Genomic DNA, 17,945 nt, shown 5'->3' with positions numbered 1-17,945 from the left:
CAGCGTAGCGCCCTAGCGCTCGGCCGAGCGTCACGCACGTCCTGAGACTGATCTGCCACGCAGGTCCCGAGACCGGACAATTGTCGGGTCTCAGGACCTCCGTGACAGATCAGTCTCAGGACGTCGGTGACACGTTCGGCTAGACGATCTTCGTCGGATGCGTGCTCGGTGGGTCCCTCTGTCAACGGTGCTGGACCTTTCCCTTGGGGTAGGGCCCAGCATCGGCCGTGCCAGCTACAACCGGCATGAGCCGACCGGGGGTTATGGGTATGGGAGCGCCGACGACGGCAGATGGAACCAGCAGCGCCGATAGCGCAACCGGCAGTGCCGGAGGGGGCGCCGGTGGACGCAGGCTGGGTGCATATCTGATGGACCGGCGCCCGCTGGCGATCCCCGCGTATCGGCGGCTGTGGGTCGCGTCGCTGATCGCTGCGGTGGGTGGTTCGTTCGGCGTGGTTGCCATTCCCACGCAACTGTTTACGTTGACCGGCTCGTCCGCGGCTGTGGGGGTCTCGGCGGCGGTGTCGCTGGTCGCGCTGGTGGTCTCGGCATTGTGGGGTGGTGCCCTCGCTGACGCGATGGACCGGCGTCGGCTGCTACTGGTCGCACATGGTTGCCTGGCGCTCGCGTACGCGGGGCTGTGGGTACAGGCGGCACTGGACCTGCGATCGGTACTGGTGCTGCTGGCACTGGTCGCTTGCCAAGGCCTCAGCTACGGAGCTGTCATGGCGGCGATGGGGGCGGTGGTGCCGCGAGTGGTGCCGGCGGATCTGTTGGCCGCCGCAAACGGATTAAGCTCGCTGGTCCGGTATACCGGGTCGATCGTGGGTCCGCTGCTGGCCGGGGTGTTGATCCCGGTGGTAGGACTTGGTGCGTTGTACCTGTTGGACACTCTGGCGCTGCTGCTCGTCATGTGGTCGGTGTTCCGGCTGCCCCGGCTCCCACCGCAACAACCCGTGCCTGCACCGGTGCTGGTGCCGCGCCCTGGGACGCCTTCCTCGGTTGGCGGGAGTCCGACGGCCCGCCGGCCGATGGTCTACCAACTGCTGGATGGCTTCCGCTATCTCTTCTCCCGGCCGCTGCTGGTGGCGCTGATCGGGGTGGATTTGGCCGCGATGGTGTTTGGGGCACCGTGGGCGCTCTACCCGGAGATGGCCCAGCGGGAGTTCGGCGGCGCGGCCGGAGGTGGTTTCGAGCTTGGCGTGCTCTACGCCAGCTACCCGGCAGGCGTGTTCGCGGTCGGGATGGTGTCGGGCGTGTTCACCCGTGCCCGGCGGCACGGTGTGCTGATGGTGTCCGCCGCTGCCGTCTGGGGTGTGACGGTCGTACTGCTGGGGCTGGCACCCCAGCTGTGGCTCGCCGCTGCGGCGCTTCTGGTCGGCGGCGGTGTGAACTTCGTGCTCAGCACGTTCCGTCGAGCCATCAGCCAGGCGAGTACCGACGACGCACTGCGCGGCAGGATCGAGGGCTCGATGATCGTCGTCACAATGGGCGGCCCACAAATCGGCAACCTATTGCACGGCGTAACCGGCGCGGCATGGGGACCGCGCTGGGCAATCTCAATGGGTGGGGTGCTGGCCATCCTCGCCGTGGCAGGCATCATCCGGGCGGTGCCGCAGCTGTGGCAGTACGACGCATCGCAGCGGGCCGAGCAGCCGTCCCGGTAACGCTGCGCTTGGGAATGTCGGCTAGTCACGATGTGTCGGTGGGCTGGTCGGGAACTGATTTAGGGGCCGCTCAAGGGCCAGAACTACGCCCCAAGGTGGGGTGCATCGGCTCACGTACTCGCGAGCACGGGGGAGCGGGTCCTGCCAGTACTGGTGCGGCATGCGGGAGTGGTGTCAGGAACTCCAGCCGCCCACGCCGCCGCTGCCGGTGTTGCTGCCGTCCGTACGATTCCGGTGGTCGTCGAGCCTGCGGCGGGCCTCTGCGGATGCCTGGAGGTTACGTACCTGGCGGCCGTCCACGCCTGCCTGCCGGCGACGGCGCAACAGTCCGGCGACAAGCACGGCCGCCGCGACGACGAGTATGAGGATCACCCAGCGCATGTCGACCTCCCGGGTCATCTGCCTGCCTCCAGTGTGCGCGGCCGGTCAAGGGCTCGCTTCCTCGTGGTCGTTGCAGCTCACGGGCCTGGCGGGAGCGTGGCTGGACGGCAATCTCTCACGCCGGATGGTCGCGCAGGAACGACTGCGCGGCTGCCCTCGTGGCCGCGATCGCCTTCTCCGTCTGGTCGTAAGCCGGGCCCCAACCGGCGTAGAGCTCGAGGAAGCGGTCCGCCACGGGCCGCAGCTCCGGCAACTGGGATTCGACCGCCTGGCAGTAGATCTCGTAGGCCAGGTCCTCGGCGTCGCCCTCTCCCGCGACGATGTCCGCCGCCGCCTGGCGCATGAGGTGCAGCCGAGCGTCACCCTCGTCCGGGACCGGCGAGCCGAGCTCGTCCATCGCCTGCCGGAACAGGTCGACGGACTCCCGCGGCTGACCCTTCGGCAAGCCGGCGAGCTCACGCAAGCTGGGCGAGTCGACGCCCCGGGCCAGCGCGTGCGCAGCCGCCATCGGCAGGTCGTCGCCGACCGGCTCGCCCATCACCAGCCGGACGGCGAGGTCGCGTAGTTGTTCCACGCCCGAGAGACTAGGTGGTGTGTGAACGCGGCTTCGGTCGTCGCCGTGCGGCGCAGCGGCGGGTCAGCGGATGCCCGCGGCGTAGAGGCGCCCTGACGACTGCCGCTACCGGCGGAGGCGGGCGTGGGCCTCGGCGTCGAGCAGGTCGTTGACCGCCAGCGCCGAGTTGATCAGGGCGAGGTGGCTGAACGCCTGCGGGTAGTTGCCGATCTGCTCGCCGGTGGAGGCGATCTCCTCGGCGTAGAGGCCGAGGTGGTTGCTGAAGGTGAACATCTTCTCCAGCGTGAGCCGGGCGTCGTCGAGCCGGCCGGAACGGGCCAGCGCCTCGACGTACCAGAACGTGCACATGTTGAACGTGCCCTCGTGGCCGGGCAGCCCGTCGGGGGAGTGCAGCGGGTCGTAGCGGTGGACCAGGCTGTCCGAGACCAGGTCCCGCTCGATCGACTCCAGCGTGGACAGCCACAGCGGGTCGCTGGGCGTGACGAAGCCGACCGCCGGCATGTAGAGCAGGGCGGCGTCGAGCACGTTCTCGTCGTACGCCTGCACGAAGCTGCCGCGTTCCCGGTGGAAACCGCGGGCCATGACCTGGTTGTAGATCCGGTTGCGCTGCTCGATCCAGCAGCTCATGTCCCCGGGCCGGCCGGTGCGGCTGGCCAGCCGGATGGCCCGGTCCAGCGCGACCCAGGACATCACCCGGCCGAACGTGTAGTTGCGGGGGTGGTGCCGGCTCTCCCAGATCCCGGCGTCGCGCTTGTCCCAGTTGTGGCAGAGCCAGTCGACCAGCCGCACGGTGCTCTTCCACACCTGGTGCGACACGCGGATGCCCTGCTCGTCGGCGAGGTGCATGGCGTAGAGCGCCTCGCCGTGGATGTCGAGCTGGAGCTGGTCGGCGGCGCCGTTGCCGATGCGCACGGGTTGGGAGCCCCGGTATCCCTCCAGGTGGTCGAGCACCTCCTCGTGCAGGTCCGAGGAGCCGTCCACCCGGTACATGATCTTCAGTGGGTCCTGCTGGTCGCCGGCTTCGCGGATGCGCTCGTCCAGCCAGTTCATGTACCGGCTTACCTCCTCGGTGAACCCGAGGCCGAGCAGCGCGTGCACCGAGAACGAGGTGTCGCGTACCCAGGTGTAGCGGTAGTCCCAGTTGCGGGCGCCGCCGACCAGCTCGGGCAGCGCGGCGGTCGGCGCGGCGATCATCGCGCCGGTCGGCGCGTACGTCATGAGCTTGAGCGTGATGGCCGACCGCTCGACCATCTCCCGCCAGCGTCCGGTGTAGCGGGAGCGTTCGACCCAGCGCCGCCAGTAGTTCCGGGTCCACTCGAACATGCCCTGGACCTCTTCCGGCGGGATGGTCCGGGGTTCCTCGCTGCTGGTCTCCAGGACCACCCCGCCGGTGTCGCCCTCCTTCAGCGTGCCGTACGCGATCAGGTCGCCGTTCTCCATGCGGATCTCGCCGGTCTGGGCCCAGAGTTGCCGCACCGGGTCGATCGGGTTGAAGGCGAGCGTCGCCGAAGGGCTGCGGAACAGGTAGCCGTTGCGGTGCCGCTCCACCTCGTGGCTCTCGCGGGCGTAGTCGAACCGGGGCCGGCACTCCACTCGGAACCGCATGCTCCCGCGCACCATGTTGACCATGCGGACCAGGCGGTGCGAGTCGGTGACCCGCTCGCCGGTGACCGGCATGAAGTCGATCACCTCGGCGACGCCGTCCGCGCTGATGAACCGGGTGATCAGTATCGGCGTGCCGGGCAGGTAGAGCTGCTTGGTGACGTACCGGACCTCGTGCGGGGCGATCTGGAAGAAGCCGCCCTTGTCCTTGTCCAGCAGCGCGGCGAAGATGCTCGGCGAGTCGAAGCGCGGCGCGCAGAACCAGTCGATCGTGCCGTCACAGGTCACCAGCGCGGCGGTCTGCAGGTCGCCGATGAGCCCGTGATCTTCGATCGCCGGATAGCCCTTCACATCGCCCCCCGGTTCCCGACTGCCCCTGCGCTTCAACCTAGGGGAAGAATTGTCAGGTTAGGGGTGATTCCTCGGCACCCGCTCTCGCGTCGCGCCACGCCTCGACCGCCCGCCGGGTCTCCTCCTGCACCAGGTCCGCGTTGATCATCGCCGCCCCGACTCGTCGGCCGGCAGGTACTCGCCCATCCCGCTCCGCGACCAGACTGCTGCCGGCCCCGACAGAACTGCAAAGTCTGTTGCTGATGTGGCAAACTTGCTGGCATGGACGGCGACCTCGATCAGGCCCTCGACGCGGTGGGCCCCCGGCTGCGCGCGCTGCGCCGCGAGCGGGAGACCACGCTCACCGACCTCTCCGCCGCCACCGGCATCTCGGTGAGCACGCTGTCCCGGCTGGAGTCGGGCGGCCGTAAGCCCACGCTGGAACTGCTGCTCCCGCTGGCCCGCGCGCACGGCGTGACGCTCGACGAACTGGTCGGCGCCCCACCGACCGGCGACCCACGCGTCCACCTGCGGCCGGTCGCCGCGCACGGGATGACCATGCTGCCGCTCACCCGCCGGTCCGGCGGCATCCAGGCGTACAAGCTGATCATCCCGGCCGGCGGCCGGGCCGAGCCCGAGCCGAAGACCCACGAGGGGTACGAGTGGGTCTACGTGCTCAACGGGCGGCTGCGGCTCATGCTCGGCGAGCACGATCTGGTGCTCGAACCCGGTGAGGCGGCCGAGTTCGACACCCGCGTACCGCACTGGTTCGGCCGCGCCGACAGCGAGGCGGTGGAGTTCCTCAGCCTCTTCGGCAGCCAGGGCGAGCGCGCCCACCTGCGCGCCCGCCCTCGCGCGTCCCGCTGACTCACCCCACGAGCGCCGGGGCGTCGGCACGCTCCGCCGTGCGCGGGCGCGGCAGCGCGTACGCGAGCGCGACGGCGACCACCAGGAGCCCCGCGCCGATCGCGAACGCCAGGTGGAAGCCGCTGGTCAGAGCCGTGGCCCGGTCGTCGCCGAGCGCGACGCGGCCGGCCGTGCGGGCGGCGGCCAGCGTGGACAGCACCGCGACGCCGAACGCCATGCCGATCTGCTGCGTGGTGTTGAACAGCCCGGAGGCGAGGCCGGCGTCATCGGGGCGGGCGGCGGACATACCGAGCGAGGTCAGCGCCGGTAGCACCAGCCCGCCCCCGCCGGCCAGCAGCATCACCGGGAGCACGTCGGTCAGGTACCGGCCGTCCACCGGCACCCGGACCAGCAGCGCGAACATGGCCACCAGCAGGACCAGCCCGGCGGTCAGCACCGCCCGCTCGCCGAAGCGGGTGTTGAGCCGGGCCGAGACGCCGAGTGACACCGCGCCGATGAGCACGGCGGCCGGCAGCATCGCCAGGCCGGCGCCTGTGGCGTCGTAGCCGAGCACCTGCTGGAGGTAGAGCGTGATGAGCACCTGGAAGGCGAACATCGCGGCCATGGTGAGGATCTGGACCACGTTCGCCACGGCGACGCCACGCGAACGCAGGATGTGCAGCGGCATGAGCGGGCGGCGCGCGGTGGCCTGCCGGACCACGAACCCGGCGACGAGCGCGACGGCGAGCGCGCCGAGGCCGAGCGTGTGCGCCGACGTGGCGCCGTACCGCTCGATCGTGACCACCGTGTAGATGCCCAGCATGAGCCCGCCGGTGACCAGCACCGCGCCCGCCACGTCGGCCCCGGCCGCCAGGCCCAGGCCCCGGTCCGCGGGCAGCGTACGGGCCGCGAGCGCGATCGTGGCCAGGCCGATCGGCAGGTTGATCAGGAAGATCCAGTGCCAGCCCAGCGCGTCGGTGAGCAGGCCGCCGGCGACCTGGCCGATGGCCGCTCCGGCGGCGCCGGTGAAGGCGAACACGGCGAAGGCCCGCGCCCGCTCGGCGGCGTCGGGGAAGAGCGTGACCAGGATGCCAAGGCTCACCGCGACCGCCGCCGCGCTGCCGACACCCTGGAGGAAGCGGGCGGCGACGAGGGTGGCGGGGGATCCGGCCACGCCGGCCAGCACCGACGCGGCGGTGAACAGCGCGGTGCCGCCGAGGAACATCGTCCGGCGCCCGATCAGGTCGCCGAGCCGGCCGGCGAGCAGGAGCAGGCTGCCGAACGCGATCAGGTACGCGTTCACCACCCAGCTCAGGCCGGTCGGGGAGAAGTGCAGGTCGCGCTGGATGGCCGGCATCGCCACGGTGACGATGCTGCCGTCGAGGATGGTCATCAGGGCGCCGGTGGCGAGCACGCCGAGGGCGAGCCGCCGGGAGCGGGGAGCGGACATGGAGTCCTCCTGTCGAGAGGTGCGACAGGAGAGACCGTAACGGATAGTTCCGTTACGGACAATCTATTGGGGGATTATTGGCGGGCCCGGCGTGCCGGCTTGGGGCTCTGCACCGGCGTGGCCAGGTATCCGGCGGTCAGGCGTTCCAGCGCGCGCAGGAAGACCTTCCGCTCGTCGTCCGGCAGGCTCGCCAGCGCCTCGGCGTGCACCCGGTCGACGATCTCCTGGCTGCGCGCGGCCACCCGGGCGCCCTCCTCGGTGACCGCGATGATCCGCGCCCGCCGGTCGGTACGCGACGGACGCCGCTCTGCCAGGCCGGCCCGCTCCAGCGCGTCCACCGTCACCACCATCGTCGTCTTGTCCATGTCGCCCATCTCGGCGAGCTGGATCTGCGTACGCTCCTCGGGCAGCGCATGTGCGAGCACGCAGTGCATCCGGGCGGTCAGCCCGATCTCGGCGAGCGCCGCCGCCACCCGCGTACGCAACACGTGGCTGGTGTGGTCGAGGAGGTACGACAGGTCCGGGGTGCTCATCCGCCCAGCGTACCGATGCTTCCGTGCCGGACGATCCGGCTCGGACCCGGTCCGGACCCGGATACGATCTTGTGAGATGTCGTCGGTGAGAGGGGTTTGGTGCGGTGAGCGACGTGCAGGTCAGGCAAGTGGTGGTTGGTTACGACGGGTCTCCGGCCGCCAGCGCCGCCATCGAGGCGGGCGCGCTGCTGTTCCCCGGCGCGCACGCGTGGATCGGGCACCTGTGGACGCCACCGTTCGCCAGCGAGGAGCTGCGTAAGCGGCTCTGGACCGGCAAGCGCAACATCAACGTGTTCGTGGAGGCCATCGAGCGCGAGGGCGGCCGGGAGGCAGACCGGATGACGGCGGTCGGCGTGATGCTGGGCCGTGCCGCCGGCTGGGACGCCGAGCCGCTCGTGTGCCGCAGCTACGGCGGCGAGGGGCTCCGGCTCGCCGAGCTGGCCGACGAGAAGCAGGCCGACGTGCTGCTGCTCGGCTCACGCGGTCTCGGTGGCGCCCGCGCGGTGCTCGGCAGCGTCTCCGACATGGCAGTGCACTACAGCCCGCGTCCCGTGCTCGTGGTGCCGCACCCGCTGCTGACCGACGAGTACGACGCGCTCGCCGCCGGACCGGTGGTGGTCGGCTGGGACGCCTCGGCCGGGTCCGAGGCCGCGCTCGCCGCCGCCCGCCGCCTCTTCCCCGAGCGGGAGATCGTCCTGGTCGCCGTCGACGGCGACGAGGGGGACACACCGGAGACCTCCGACGGGCAGCCGTTGACCACCGTCCGCGTACATGCCGGTGGCGGCGCTCCCGGGCGCGCGGTGGCCGAGGCGCTATCCACGGTCGCCGCCGAGCGCAAGGCGAGCCTGGTCGTGGTCGGCTCGCGCGGCCGGACGGCGGTCCGCAAGATCCTGCTCGGCAGCGTCGCCATGGCCACGCTGCACCGCGCGCACCGGCCGGTGCTGGTGGTGCCGCAGAGCCCGGTCCGCGAAGCGGAGTAGCCCTTCCGCGCGCTCGCCCGCGCCGAGTGGAACGTCACGGGTGTCTTCCGCGCCGGGAGGCGCCCGTGGCACCCTCGTCACCGATGCCTGCGGCGCAGTCACCGATGCCTGCGGCGCAGTCACCGATGCCTGCGGCGTAGTCGCCGGTACGCCGCCAGGCCGCCGAGCACCAGCGCCACCAGGCCCACTCCCCACCACACCCGGCCGCCGGGGCCCGACGGCGGATCGGCCTCGCGGACCCGGCCGGCGTGCACCACCGAGTCCGCCACGTCGACGGCGAGCACCTGGTCCGGCGCGGTGAGCAGAGTGGCCGGGGCGGCGGCGCCCGGCGTCAGGCCCAGGACCCGGATCGACCGCACGTTGCTGTACGCGGTCCGCTGGTCCATCGCCAGCTCGTCGCCGGACAGGGCCGGCGCGTTCGGCTCGGGCCGGTACGCGACCACCCACGCGGTCCCGTCCGCCAGCCAGCCGAGCAGCCGGATCGCCGTCACGCCCGAGACGGCGGCCAGCGCTGGCGCGGGCAGCTCCCGGCCGTCGGTGTCGACCCGGCGCAGCCGCCACCGGTCGCCGGCCGCGTCGTGGGAGGCCAGGGCCAGTGAGCCGTCCGGCAACCAGGCCCCCTTGCCGGCGAGCGCGGTGTCGGGCGGCAGCGCGAACGAGGAGATCTGCCGCCCGTCCGTGCTGCTCACGAGCACCTTCGTGCCGACCTGGTAGGCCAGCCGCGACCCGTCGGCCGCGAACGCGACAGGCGAGCCGAACACCGGCACCTGCGGGGTCTCCAGCAGGCGCACCGCCCGGCCGGTGTCCAGCCGCACCAGGCTGAGCGTGTTGATGTGCGCGCTGACCTCCGGATTCGCCGGAGTGGTGTCCACGACCACCAGCGCGGACCCGTCCGGCGCCCACCCGGCCGGCGCCGTGTTCACACTGCCCGGTCGCGGGCTGGGCAACCGCCGGGCCGTGCCGACGGTCAGGTCGATCACCTTCACCCCGGGGCTGGTGGGCGCCCCCTCGTCGGGCACCGCGAGGAACCGGCCGTCCGGGGAGAGCAGCACGCCCTCCCCGGCCGGCACCTCCCACCCCACCGTCCACGTCCGGTACTTGTCCGCGGACGCCCCGACGATGGCGACCGTGCCGTTCTCGTCGATCAGGCCGGTCAGCCCCCGAGCCTGCCCGCTGAACACCACCGACGCCGGGCCGAGCGCGGGCCGGTCGGTCGCCCGCAACGCGCCGAACGGCGGCAGCCCGAGCCGGTCCGGCAGCGCCGCCCCGCCCGCGCCCGCCGGTAGGGGCCGCCCGTCACCGCGTACCGTCAGCGGCGCGCCCGCCACCAGCGCCAGCACCGCCGTGACCGCCGTGGCGGCCCGCCACCGCGTGCGCCGCGCGGTCCGTACCGCCCGGTCGTGGACCGGGTACGCGGGCACCTCGGCCGCCGCCTCCCGCAACGCCTCCCGCAGCCGTACGCTCACCGCTCGCTCCTCTCCGGAATCCGCTCCAGAAGTTCGGGGACCAGGTCGCGGAGCCGGCGTAAGGCGTCGTGCCCGTGCCGCTTCACGGTAGTCAAGCGTCGAAAGAAGCCAAAAGATATGCAACCGTTCGCCGCTGACGCGAGAGAGCCGGAACGCGTCGTAGCGACCGCGCGTATCCCTGCTGCCATCAGCCTCGGCCCGATGCGGTTCGCCGAGTCACGCTCGGTGCTTGAGGATATGAGCGACGTGCGGTGATCCGGGCACGGACGGCGGCCCGCGCGGGCCTAGGCTGAGTGGTTGCACGACCATGGGCGAGCGCAGAGGGTGGAGCGGGTGCGGAAGTTGACGTTGCCGCAGTTAGAGCGGCATCTGTTCGCGGCGGCGGACATCCTGCGAGGCAAGATGGATGCCTCGGAGTTCAAGGAGTACATCTTCGGGATGCTGTTCCTGAAGCGTGCGTCGGACATGTTCGACGCCGAGCGGGAACGGGTCCTGGCTCGCTACGCCGACCGCGGCCCTCAGGAGGCCGAGCACCGTGCCGAGCAGCCGGAGTCGTACCGGGAGGCGTTCTTCGTCCCGAAGAACGCCCGCTGGGGTCATCTCCGGCGGCTGCACGACAACGCCGGAAACGGCATCAACAAGGCCTTGTCTGCCCTCGAGGACGCCAACCCGGACTCGTTGGAGGGAGTCGTCCAGCACATCGACTTCAACCGGCAGGTCGGCAACTCCCGCATCCCGGACAAGAAGCTGCGCGACCTAATCGCACACTTCAGCAAGTACCAGCTGCGCACCGAAGACTTCGAGTTCCCGGACCTCCTGGGCGCCGCCTACGAGTATCTGATCAAGGAGTTCGCGGACTCGGCCGGCAAGAAGGGCGGCGAGTTCTACACCCCACGGGCCGTGGTCCGGATGATGGTTCGGCTAGTCAAGCCCGTCGAAGGCATGAGTGTGTACGACCCGTGCTCGGGCTCTGGCGGCATGCTGATCCACGCGAAGGAGTACGTGGAGGAGCACGGCGGTAACCCGCGTAACCTGTTGCTGGCCGGGCAGGAGAACGCGGGCAGTGTCTGGTCGATCTCGAAGATGAACCTGCTGTTGCACGGCATCCCCGACGCGAAGATCGAGAACGACGACACGCTGGCCAACCCGCGTCACGCTCACGGCGGCCAGCTCGACGTGTTCGACCGGGTCCTGTCCAACCCGCCGTTTTCGCTGAACTACTCAAGCGATGGTATGCGCTACAGCAACCGCTTTCGATGGGGCTGGGCACCGGAGGGCGGCAAGAAGGCCGACCTCATGTTCGTCCAACACATGGTCGCCGTGCTCAAGGCCAACGGCGTCGCGGCCACCGTCATGCCGCACGGCGTACTGTTCCGCGGCGGTGCCGAGCGTGATATCCGCACCAACCTCCTGAACGACGACGTCGTCGAGGCCGTCATCGGCCTGGCCCCGAACCTGTTCTACGGCACCGGCATCCCCGCCTGCGTGCTGGTGCTGCGCGCACCCGATTCAAAGCCGCCAGAGCGGGCCGGTCGGGTGCTGTTCATCAATGCTGACCACGAGTACGCCGCCGGACGCGCCCAGAACTACCTGCTGCCCGAGCACATTGAGAAGATCGTATACGCGTACGAGGCGTTCACGGACATCCCCGGCTACGCCCGCGTTATGACTCGCGAGGAGCTGCGGGAGAACGACGACAATCTCAACATCCGCCGGTACGCCGACAACGCCCCGCCACCGGAGCCGCACGACGTGCGCGCCCACCTGCACGGCGGCGTACCGAAGGCCGAGGTCGCCGACAAAAGCGGACTGTTCGGCGCGCACGGCTTCACAACTGACGCCGTGTTCGTCGACCGGGAGAACGCCTACTACGACTTCACCCCAGGCGTCGACCGCGCCGCACTCGCCGCCCTAGTCAAACACCATGCCGGGGTACGAGCACGCGAGGCCGCGATGACGGCCGCGCAGGAATCGTGGTGGGAGGAGCACCGCAAGCTCGTCATCGAGCTGCCGTCCACTAGGCGGCTGATGGCCGCGCGAACGGAGCTGATCGAGTCGTTCATCACCGCGCTGCTGCCGGTCGGGCTGCTTGATCGGTTCCAGATCGCCGGGGTAATCGTCCGCTGGTGGGACGCCAATCAGTACAACTTGCGCACGTTGACGACGCACGGGTTTGGTGGCGTCATCGACGGCTGGATCGTCACCATCGAAACCGCCCTCGGCTCCGACGCGCCGTACAGCCATCCGCTCCCACTCCGGCTGCTCCCGGAGTACCTCGACGAGCTGGCGGCGGTGGAGGCCGAGCGCGTCTCGCTGGAGTCCCAGATTGAGGCAGCCAAGTCCAGCGGCGATGAGGAGGACGAGGACGACGGCACCGAACCTGAGGAGACGATAAGCCCGGCCGATTTGAAGCGCGTCAAGGCCGACCTAGCCAAGGTCAAGCGTCGGCAGAGGGAGCTTCAAGCGGCCCTCACCACACGGCTAGAGAAGGCCCGGGCAAGGCTCAACGAGTCCGAGGAGCAGGACCTTGTGCTAGGGATCTGGCAGGAGCACCTAGCTAGCTACCTTGATCGCTACATTGCCACCCACCAACGCAAACTCGTCGGCGTCCTGGAGAACTGGTGGGACAAGTATGCTATCTCGCTCGGCCAGATCGAAGCCCAACGTGACGCCACCACCGCCCGGCTTGCCGCTTACCTCGAGGAGTTGGGCTATGCGTAGACACTCCGACACCTGGCGCACAATGCGCCTCGCCGATACGGGGCGATGGCTTTCTGGCGGCACTCCAAACACGTCGTTCCCCGCCTACTGGGGCGGTGACATACCCTGGATCAGCGCGTCCAGCCTCAAAGACTTTGATATAGCGCACTCGAATCGCAGAGTTAGCCAGCTAGGAGCTTCTTCGGGAACTCGCATCGTTCCTCCGAACACGACACTCTTCGTCGTTCGTGGAATGAGCCTGAAGAACGAGTTTCGGGTAGGCGTCACTCGGCGAGAAGTTGCTTTTGGGCAAGACTGCAAGGCGATCATTCCTCGACCGGGGGTCGATGCTAGATTTTTGGCCTATAGTCTTGCGGCTAACGCAGATCGCGTGCTTGCGATGGTCGACGAAGCTGGGCATGGCACTGGGCGGCTTCCGACCGATCAACTTGCGGCACTAAAAATCGGCGTACCCGAACCCGCAGAGCAGCGACGTATCGTAGACATTTTGGACTCCCTGGATGGGTCGATCCGCTCGACGGAACGCCTCATCGTCAAGCTTGAGCGCCGCAAGGAAGGGATCTTGCAGGAGCTCGTTGAGCGGGTAGCCGCAGCGGCCACACCTCGTTTTTCGACGGTCGAGCAGGAGTTTGATGTAAAGCCTGGTATCACCCTCGGTGTCCATCGCAGGCCAAGAAGGCGAGCAACGCCGTACCTACGGGTGGCGAACGTACAGCGGGGACGAGTCGACTTCGACGACCTCGCTTTTATGGAGGCAACAAAAGACGACCTCCTTACTTATTCCTTACGAACGGGCGACCTGCTTGTGGTCGAGGGACATGCGAGCCCTTCGGAGATCGGACGATGCGCCGTCATTCGCCAAGATCCTGGCGCACTCGTCTATCAGAACCACCTATTCAGGCTGCGCCCTAAGCGTTTGAGCTCCGAATACGCCCACTTGTGGCTCAACTCCGGTCACACACGAAGCTATTGGCGCCGAATGTGCGCCACCAGTTCAGGTCTTTACACCATCAACTCACGACAGCTCCGAGCCCTGCCGGTGAGAATGCCCGAGCCTAGGGAACAGGACCGAATTGTAGGGTTAGCGCGGTCTCACGACAAGATGGTGGATTGTGAGCGCGCGCAGTTGGAAAAGCTGCGGAAGCTCAGGCACGGACTAATGGAGGATCTGTTGATGGGGTGGGTGCGGGTTCCGATGGAGGGGGCGTAGCAGCGTGGGGTCGGAGTACGAGAGGGTGGAGCGACCTCTGGTCGGCCAGCTAACGGGCATGGGCTGGCAGCACATCGAGTGCCTCAAAGTAGATCCGCCAGCCGCGACCGGGCGGGACAGCTTCCGCGAGACCATCCTGCTCGACCGGCTCCGAGCCACCCTGCGCAGGATCAACCTCGACGACGACGGCCGCGAGTGGCTTGACGACGGGCGGATCAATCAGGCCGTTTCCCAGCTCACCCGACCCCAGGCCACCTCGCTGCTAGAGGTTAACGAGGAGTTGACCGAGAAGCTGTTGCACGGCGTCACGGTCGAAGGTGTGCCAGGCTGGGACGGCAGCCGAGACCGCACCGTCCACTTCATCGACTGGGCGAGCGCCGGCCCGCTGGAGCGCAACGACTTTCTGGTGGTCAACCAGTTCCGGGTCGACCCGCCCGGCGGCCGTGCTCCGATCTATCCAGACGTCGTACTGTTCGTTAACGGCATCCCCCTGGTGGTGGTGGAGGCCAAGTCTCCGACCGTGCCAGGGCCGGTCAACGCCGCGATCGAGCAGCTGCGCCGGTACGCCAACCAGCGCGGCTCCGTGGAGCCGGAAGGTAGCGAGCGTCTTTTCCACACCAACCAGTTCGTTGTTGCCACCTGCTTCGACGAGGCCCGGGTGGGCACCTTCACTTCCCTGGCTGAGCACTACGCGGAGTGGAAGACCACAGCCCCCGTACCCGAAGAAGACATCCAGGCCGACCTCGGCGTGACGCGGTTGTCGCCGCAACAGCGCTTGGTCGCGGGCATGCTGCATCCGGCCCGGCTGCTAGACCTGGTGCGGCACTTCATGCTGTTCATGCAGCCAGAGGACCGCAAGATTAAGGTGGTCGCGCGGTACCAGCAGTATCGCGCCGTCCGGACGACGATCGAGCGGCTGCTGACCGGACCGACCCGAACGCAGGATGGCGAACACGATAGGCGCGGCGGGATCATCTGGCATACCCAGGGGTCAGGCAAGAGCCTGACCATGGTGTTCCTGGTTCGGGCCATGCGATCGCATCCGGCGTTGGTCGGGTTCAAGGTCGTGGTGGTGACCGACCGCAAGGATCTGCAGAAGCAGCTCGCCGAGACGGCGGAGCTGACAGGGGAAACGGTCCGCACGGCGACCAAGGTGGCCAAGGCCAAGGAACTACTGGCCATTCCCGGCAAGGCGCTGATCTTCGTGATGGTGCAGAAGTACCGCAACCCGCAGGCAAAGAAGACCGACGACGCTGCACTGAAGAACATTGGTGAGCTGGACAAGTCCGCCGAGGTGCTGGTGTTGGTCGACGAGGCGCACCGGTCGCACTCGAACGCACTGCATGCGGCGTTGCAAAAGGCACTGCCCAACGCGGCCAGGGTTGGGTTCACCGGTACGCCGATCATCATGGGTGCAAAGAAGAAGACCCATACGATCTTCGGTGAGTACCTGGACCGATACGACATCCGCCAGTCCGAGGCCGACGGGGCGACCGTGCCGATCCTGTACGAGGGCCGTACCACCCGTGGTGGTATCAACGACGCTGACGAAATCGACGAGTTCATCGACCTTTATGGGCTCACCCGGGAGCAGACCGAGGAGCTGAAGAAGCGGTACGCCACCAAGCGGCACGTCGCCGAGGCCGAGCAGCTTATCGCCGCAAAGGCGGCGAACATGCTGCGCCACTATGTCGAGGTGGTGCTGCCGAACGGCTTCAAGGCTCAGGTGGTGGCCACCAGCCGACTCGCCACCGTCCGCTACCGGACCGCGTTCCTGGCTGCCCGGGACGCCCTGATCGCTGAGCTGGATGCTCTCGATCCGGCATGGAAGACCCCAGACGCCCTGGAGCGGGTCGATCGGCTGACCGCCAGGCGTGCCCTACTGGTGCGGGCGTGGCCTTATCGGGACGTCATCGCGCAGCTCGACTTCGTACCGGTGATCTCCGGCACGCAGAACGACAAGGCACCCATCGTGGATTGGACCAGCGGGTACGAGCAGGTAGTCGACGACTTCAAAAAGAAGAAGCTGCCCATGCCGGGCGTGCCCGCCGACCAGACCAGCCCGGTGGCTATGCTAATCGTCAACGCCATGCTGCTGACCGGCTTCGACGCACCTCGCGAGCAGGTGCTCTACCTGGATAAGGCGATTCGAGAGGCGGACCTGCTACAGGCCATCGCACGGGTCAACCGCACCACCTCGGGCAAGAGCGTCGGCTACATCGTGGACTACTACGGCGTCGCGCATCACCTGGCGCAGGCGTTGGAAGCGTATGCAGACGACGACATCGACGGCGCGCTGACCAGCCTCAACGACGAGGTGCCGAGGCTGGCCGCCGCTCACGCCGCGGTGCGTCAGCTCTTCGCGGGCATCAGCGATTTCAGCACTGTGGCGGCGCAGGACGCCTGCGTGGAGGCGCTGGCCGAGGAGCGGCTGCGGGCCAGGTTCGAGGCAGCACTCAAGGCGTTTAACCGCAGCATGGAGATCGTTTTGCCGTCGGATAAGGCCCTGCCGTATGTGGCCGACGCGAAAGCGTTCGGCACGATCGCGCTGCTGGCCCGCCGCCGCTACCGCGACCACACGCTGTTCGACGTTCGGGTCTACGGCGAGAAGGTCCGAGCGCTGATCGACGCGCACGTCCAATCGCTGGGCATTACCCAGAAGATCCCACCGATCTCCATCACCTCGGCCGACTACGCGGAGAAGGTCAGCGGATTGACCAGCCCGCGAGCCAAGGCATCAGAGATGGAGCATGCCATCCGGCACCACATCGGCGAGCGCATGGACACCGACCCGGCCCACTACCAGCGGCTGTCCGAGCACCTGGAGCAGATCATCAGCCAGCTGCGGGACCAGTGGGAGCAGCTCGCACTGGCGCTGGTCGACTTCCTACCGGTGGTGACCTCTGGGCGAACCGAGGGCAGCAACGGACTGGACCCGGGTATCGAGGCGCCGTTCCATGACCTCATCGCCCAAGAGTTGGCCGACTACGGCCGACCGGTCGCTGCCGAGATCGCCGGACCGCTACGGCAGGCCACCATCGACGTCGTACACCTCATCCGCGACGACATACGTCTGGTCGGGTTCTGGGACAACCCGCACAAGCGCGAACAGCTCCGCCGGGCGATCATCGCGCGACTGGACGACAGCCGGCTGGAGGACGGCAGCGACCTGTTCAAGTATGCCATGCTGCGACCGCTCGCCGACCGGCTGCTCGAGCTAGCCAAGCACAACCACTACCGGCTGACGTCGTCGCCATGAGCGTGGCCGAAGCGCTACCCGACACAATGCTCATCGGTGACCTGCACTTCGCGGTCCGCGAGTCGCCGCGCCGCGCCACCGTCGGCATCACCGTTGACCGGGACGGGTCGCTGTACCTGCAGGCGCCTACCGGATGCCCACCGGACGCCTTGGCCGCATGGGCGTACTCCAAACGGATGTGGGTCTATCGCAAGCTGGCCGAGAAGGACCTCCTGCTATCCGCCCGGCCAGCAAAGGAGTTTGTCAGCGGGGAGGGGTTCGCCTACCTGGGCCGCAGCCACCGCCTGCTCCTCGCAGACACCGACGAGGTACGGATGGAGCGCGGTCGGCTGCTTCTTCCCCGCACGGCGGCGGCCGGCCCAGACCCGAGCGGATATCTGGTCCGCTGGTATCGCGCTCGGGGCCGGCAGTGGTTGCCGGGTCGGATCCGTCCGTGGACCGACCGGATGGGGCTGTTTCCGACCGGGCTGGACGTGCGGGACCTCGGCTATCGGTGGGGATCCCTGAGCGCCAATGGTCGGCTCAACATCCACTGGGCAACCCTCCAGCTACCGCCGTCGCTGATCGACTACGTGCTAGTGCACGAGCTCGCGCACGTGGCGCACTCGCAGCACACGCCCGCGTTCTGGGCGACGGTGGAACGGGCTATGCCCGACTACGAACGCCGCAAGTCCGATCTGCTCGGCGCCGGTGCCCGACTATGGATGGGTTGACGTTCGATGAGCATTACTTGGCGAGAGTCACTGCCATCTGCGGCTATGGTCGTCGCACGAGAGCTGTTTCATCCTCGCCTGAATCGGGCCGTCTGCCCCGCCACTGTCGAGACCAGGTCACGCTCACGGTACGCAATCTGAGCATTTTGTGCTTGCACTACGTGACGGTGTAATTTCAGATCGCCCGCGCCTTGAGCAAGTGCTGATAGGGGT

The 17,945-nt window shown here is 68.4% G+C and carries 13 protein-coding genes; 7 read left to right on the top strand and 6 right to left on the bottom strand.

The annotated features are described in order from the left end of the window. Positions 1-368 precede the first annotated feature (368 nt). The gene (locus ACFYO8_RS25905; RefSeq protein WP_387257663.1) at positions 369-1,667 is read left to right on the top strand and encodes an MFS transporter; all 1,299 of its coding nucleotides are present in this window, start codon (positions 369-371) and stop codon (positions 1,665-1,667) included. Between the two features lie 174 nt (positions 1,668-1,841). Here ACFYO8_RS25905 and ACFYO8_RS25900 read toward each other — a convergent pair whose 3' ends face one another. From ACFYO8_RS25900 to ACFYO8_RS25890, 3 genes are all read right to left on the bottom strand, one after another. After that, positions 1,842-2,066, bottom strand: coding sequence for a hypothetical protein (locus ACFYO8_RS25900; protein WP_354872241.1), 225 nt, complete (start codon positions 2,064-2,066; stop codon positions 1,842-1,844). Positions 2,067-2,163: 97 nt separating this feature from the next. Continuing rightward, positions 2,164-2,622: a hypothetical protein gene (locus ACFYO8_RS25895; protein WP_354872239.1), complete on the bottom strand. Its 459-nt coding sequence runs from the start codon at positions 2,620-2,622 to the stop codon at positions 2,164-2,166. Positions 2,623-2,727: 105 nt separating this feature from the next. Next, positions 2,728-4,575 (bottom strand): glycoside hydrolase family 15 protein, encoded by a 1,848-nt coding sequence (locus tag ACFYO8_RS25890; protein WP_354872237.1) that lies wholly within the window; start codon positions 4,573-4,575, stop codon positions 2,728-2,730. Between the two features lie 261 nt (positions 4,576-4,836). On the opposite strand from ACFYO8_RS25890, the gene ACFYO8_RS25885 reads away from it, so the two are divergent. Continuing rightward, on the top strand, positions 4,837-5,421 hold the full coding sequence (locus ACFYO8_RS25885; RefSeq protein ID WP_354872234.1) for an XRE family transcriptional regulator: 585 nt from the start codon (positions 4,837-4,839) through the stop codon (positions 5,419-5,421). A gap of 1 nt (position 5,422) precedes the next feature. Here ACFYO8_RS25885 and ACFYO8_RS25880 read toward each other — a convergent pair whose 3' ends face one another. Further along, positions 5,423-6,850 carry an MFS transporter gene (locus ACFYO8_RS25880; RefSeq protein ID WP_354872232.1) on the bottom strand — a complete coding sequence of 476 codons (1,428 nt, stop codon included), beginning with the start codon at positions 6,848-6,850 and terminating at the stop codon, positions 5,423-5,425. Between the two features lie 74 nt (positions 6,851-6,924). Beyond that, the gene (locus ACFYO8_RS25875) at positions 6,925-7,383 is read right to left on the bottom strand and encodes a MarR family transcriptional regulator (protein ID WP_354872229.1); all 459 of its coding nucleotides are present in this window, start codon (positions 7,381-7,383) and stop codon (positions 6,925-6,927) included. A gap of 104 nt (positions 7,384-7,487) precedes the next feature. Here ACFYO8_RS25875 and ACFYO8_RS25870 point away from each other — a divergent pair, with 104 nt between their 5' ends. Further along, a complete protein-coding gene (locus ACFYO8_RS25870; RefSeq protein ID WP_354872226.1) occupies positions 7,488-8,363 on the top strand; it encodes a universal stress protein in 876 nt (291 codons plus the stop codon). A 119-nt stretch (positions 8,364-8,482) separates the two neighbouring features. On the opposite strand, the gene ACFYO8_RS25865 is transcribed toward ACFYO8_RS25870, so the two are convergent. Next, positions 8,483-9,829 (bottom strand): hypothetical protein, encoded by a 1,347-nt coding sequence (locus ACFYO8_RS25865; protein ID WP_354872223.1) that lies wholly within the window; start codon positions 9,827-9,829, stop codon positions 8,483-8,485. Between the two features lie 333 nt (positions 9,830-10,162). Here ACFYO8_RS25865 and ACFYO8_RS25860 point away from each other — a divergent pair, with 333 nt between their 5' ends. Genes ACFYO8_RS25860 through ACFYO8_RS25845 form a run of 4 tightly spaced genes read left to right on the top strand, consistent with a single transcriptional unit; the run spans position 10,163 to position 17,732 of the window. Then, on the top strand, positions 10,163-12,550 hold the full coding sequence (locus ACFYO8_RS25860) for an N-6 DNA methylase (RefSeq protein WP_387257662.1): 2,388 nt from the start codon (positions 10,163-10,165) through the stop codon (positions 12,548-12,550). Beyond that, positions 12,462-13,760: a restriction endonuclease subunit S gene (locus ACFYO8_RS25855; RefSeq protein ID WP_387257660.1), complete on the top strand. Its 1,299-nt coding sequence runs from the start codon at positions 12,462-12,464 to the stop codon at positions 13,758-13,760. The genes ACFYO8_RS25860 and ACFYO8_RS25855 overlap by 89 nt, the downstream gene beginning before the upstream one ends. A gap of 4 nt (positions 13,761-13,764) precedes the next feature. Next, positions 13,765-17,019 (top strand): type I restriction endonuclease subunit R, encoded by a 3,255-nt coding sequence (locus ACFYO8_RS25850; protein ID WP_387257659.1) that lies wholly within the window; start codon positions 13,765-13,767, stop codon positions 17,017-17,019. After that, the gene (locus ACFYO8_RS25845) at positions 17,016-17,732 is read left to right on the top strand and encodes a M48 family metallopeptidase (protein WP_387257657.1); all 717 of its coding nucleotides are present in this window, start codon (positions 17,016-17,018) and stop codon (positions 17,730-17,732) included. The genes ACFYO8_RS25850 and ACFYO8_RS25845 overlap by 4 nt, the downstream gene beginning before the upstream one ends. The last annotated feature ends 213 nt before the right edge of the window (positions 17,733-17,945 follow it).

It is taken from the genome of Micromonospora sp. NPDC005257, assembly GCF_042872445.1.
In the GTDB taxonomy this organism is placed as follows: domain Bacteria; phylum Actinomycetota; class Actinomycetes; order Mycobacteriales; family Micromonosporaceae; genus Micromonospora.
Note: the sequence above shows the minus strand (reverse complement) of the source record. Positions and strands in the feature narration are given on the sequence as shown.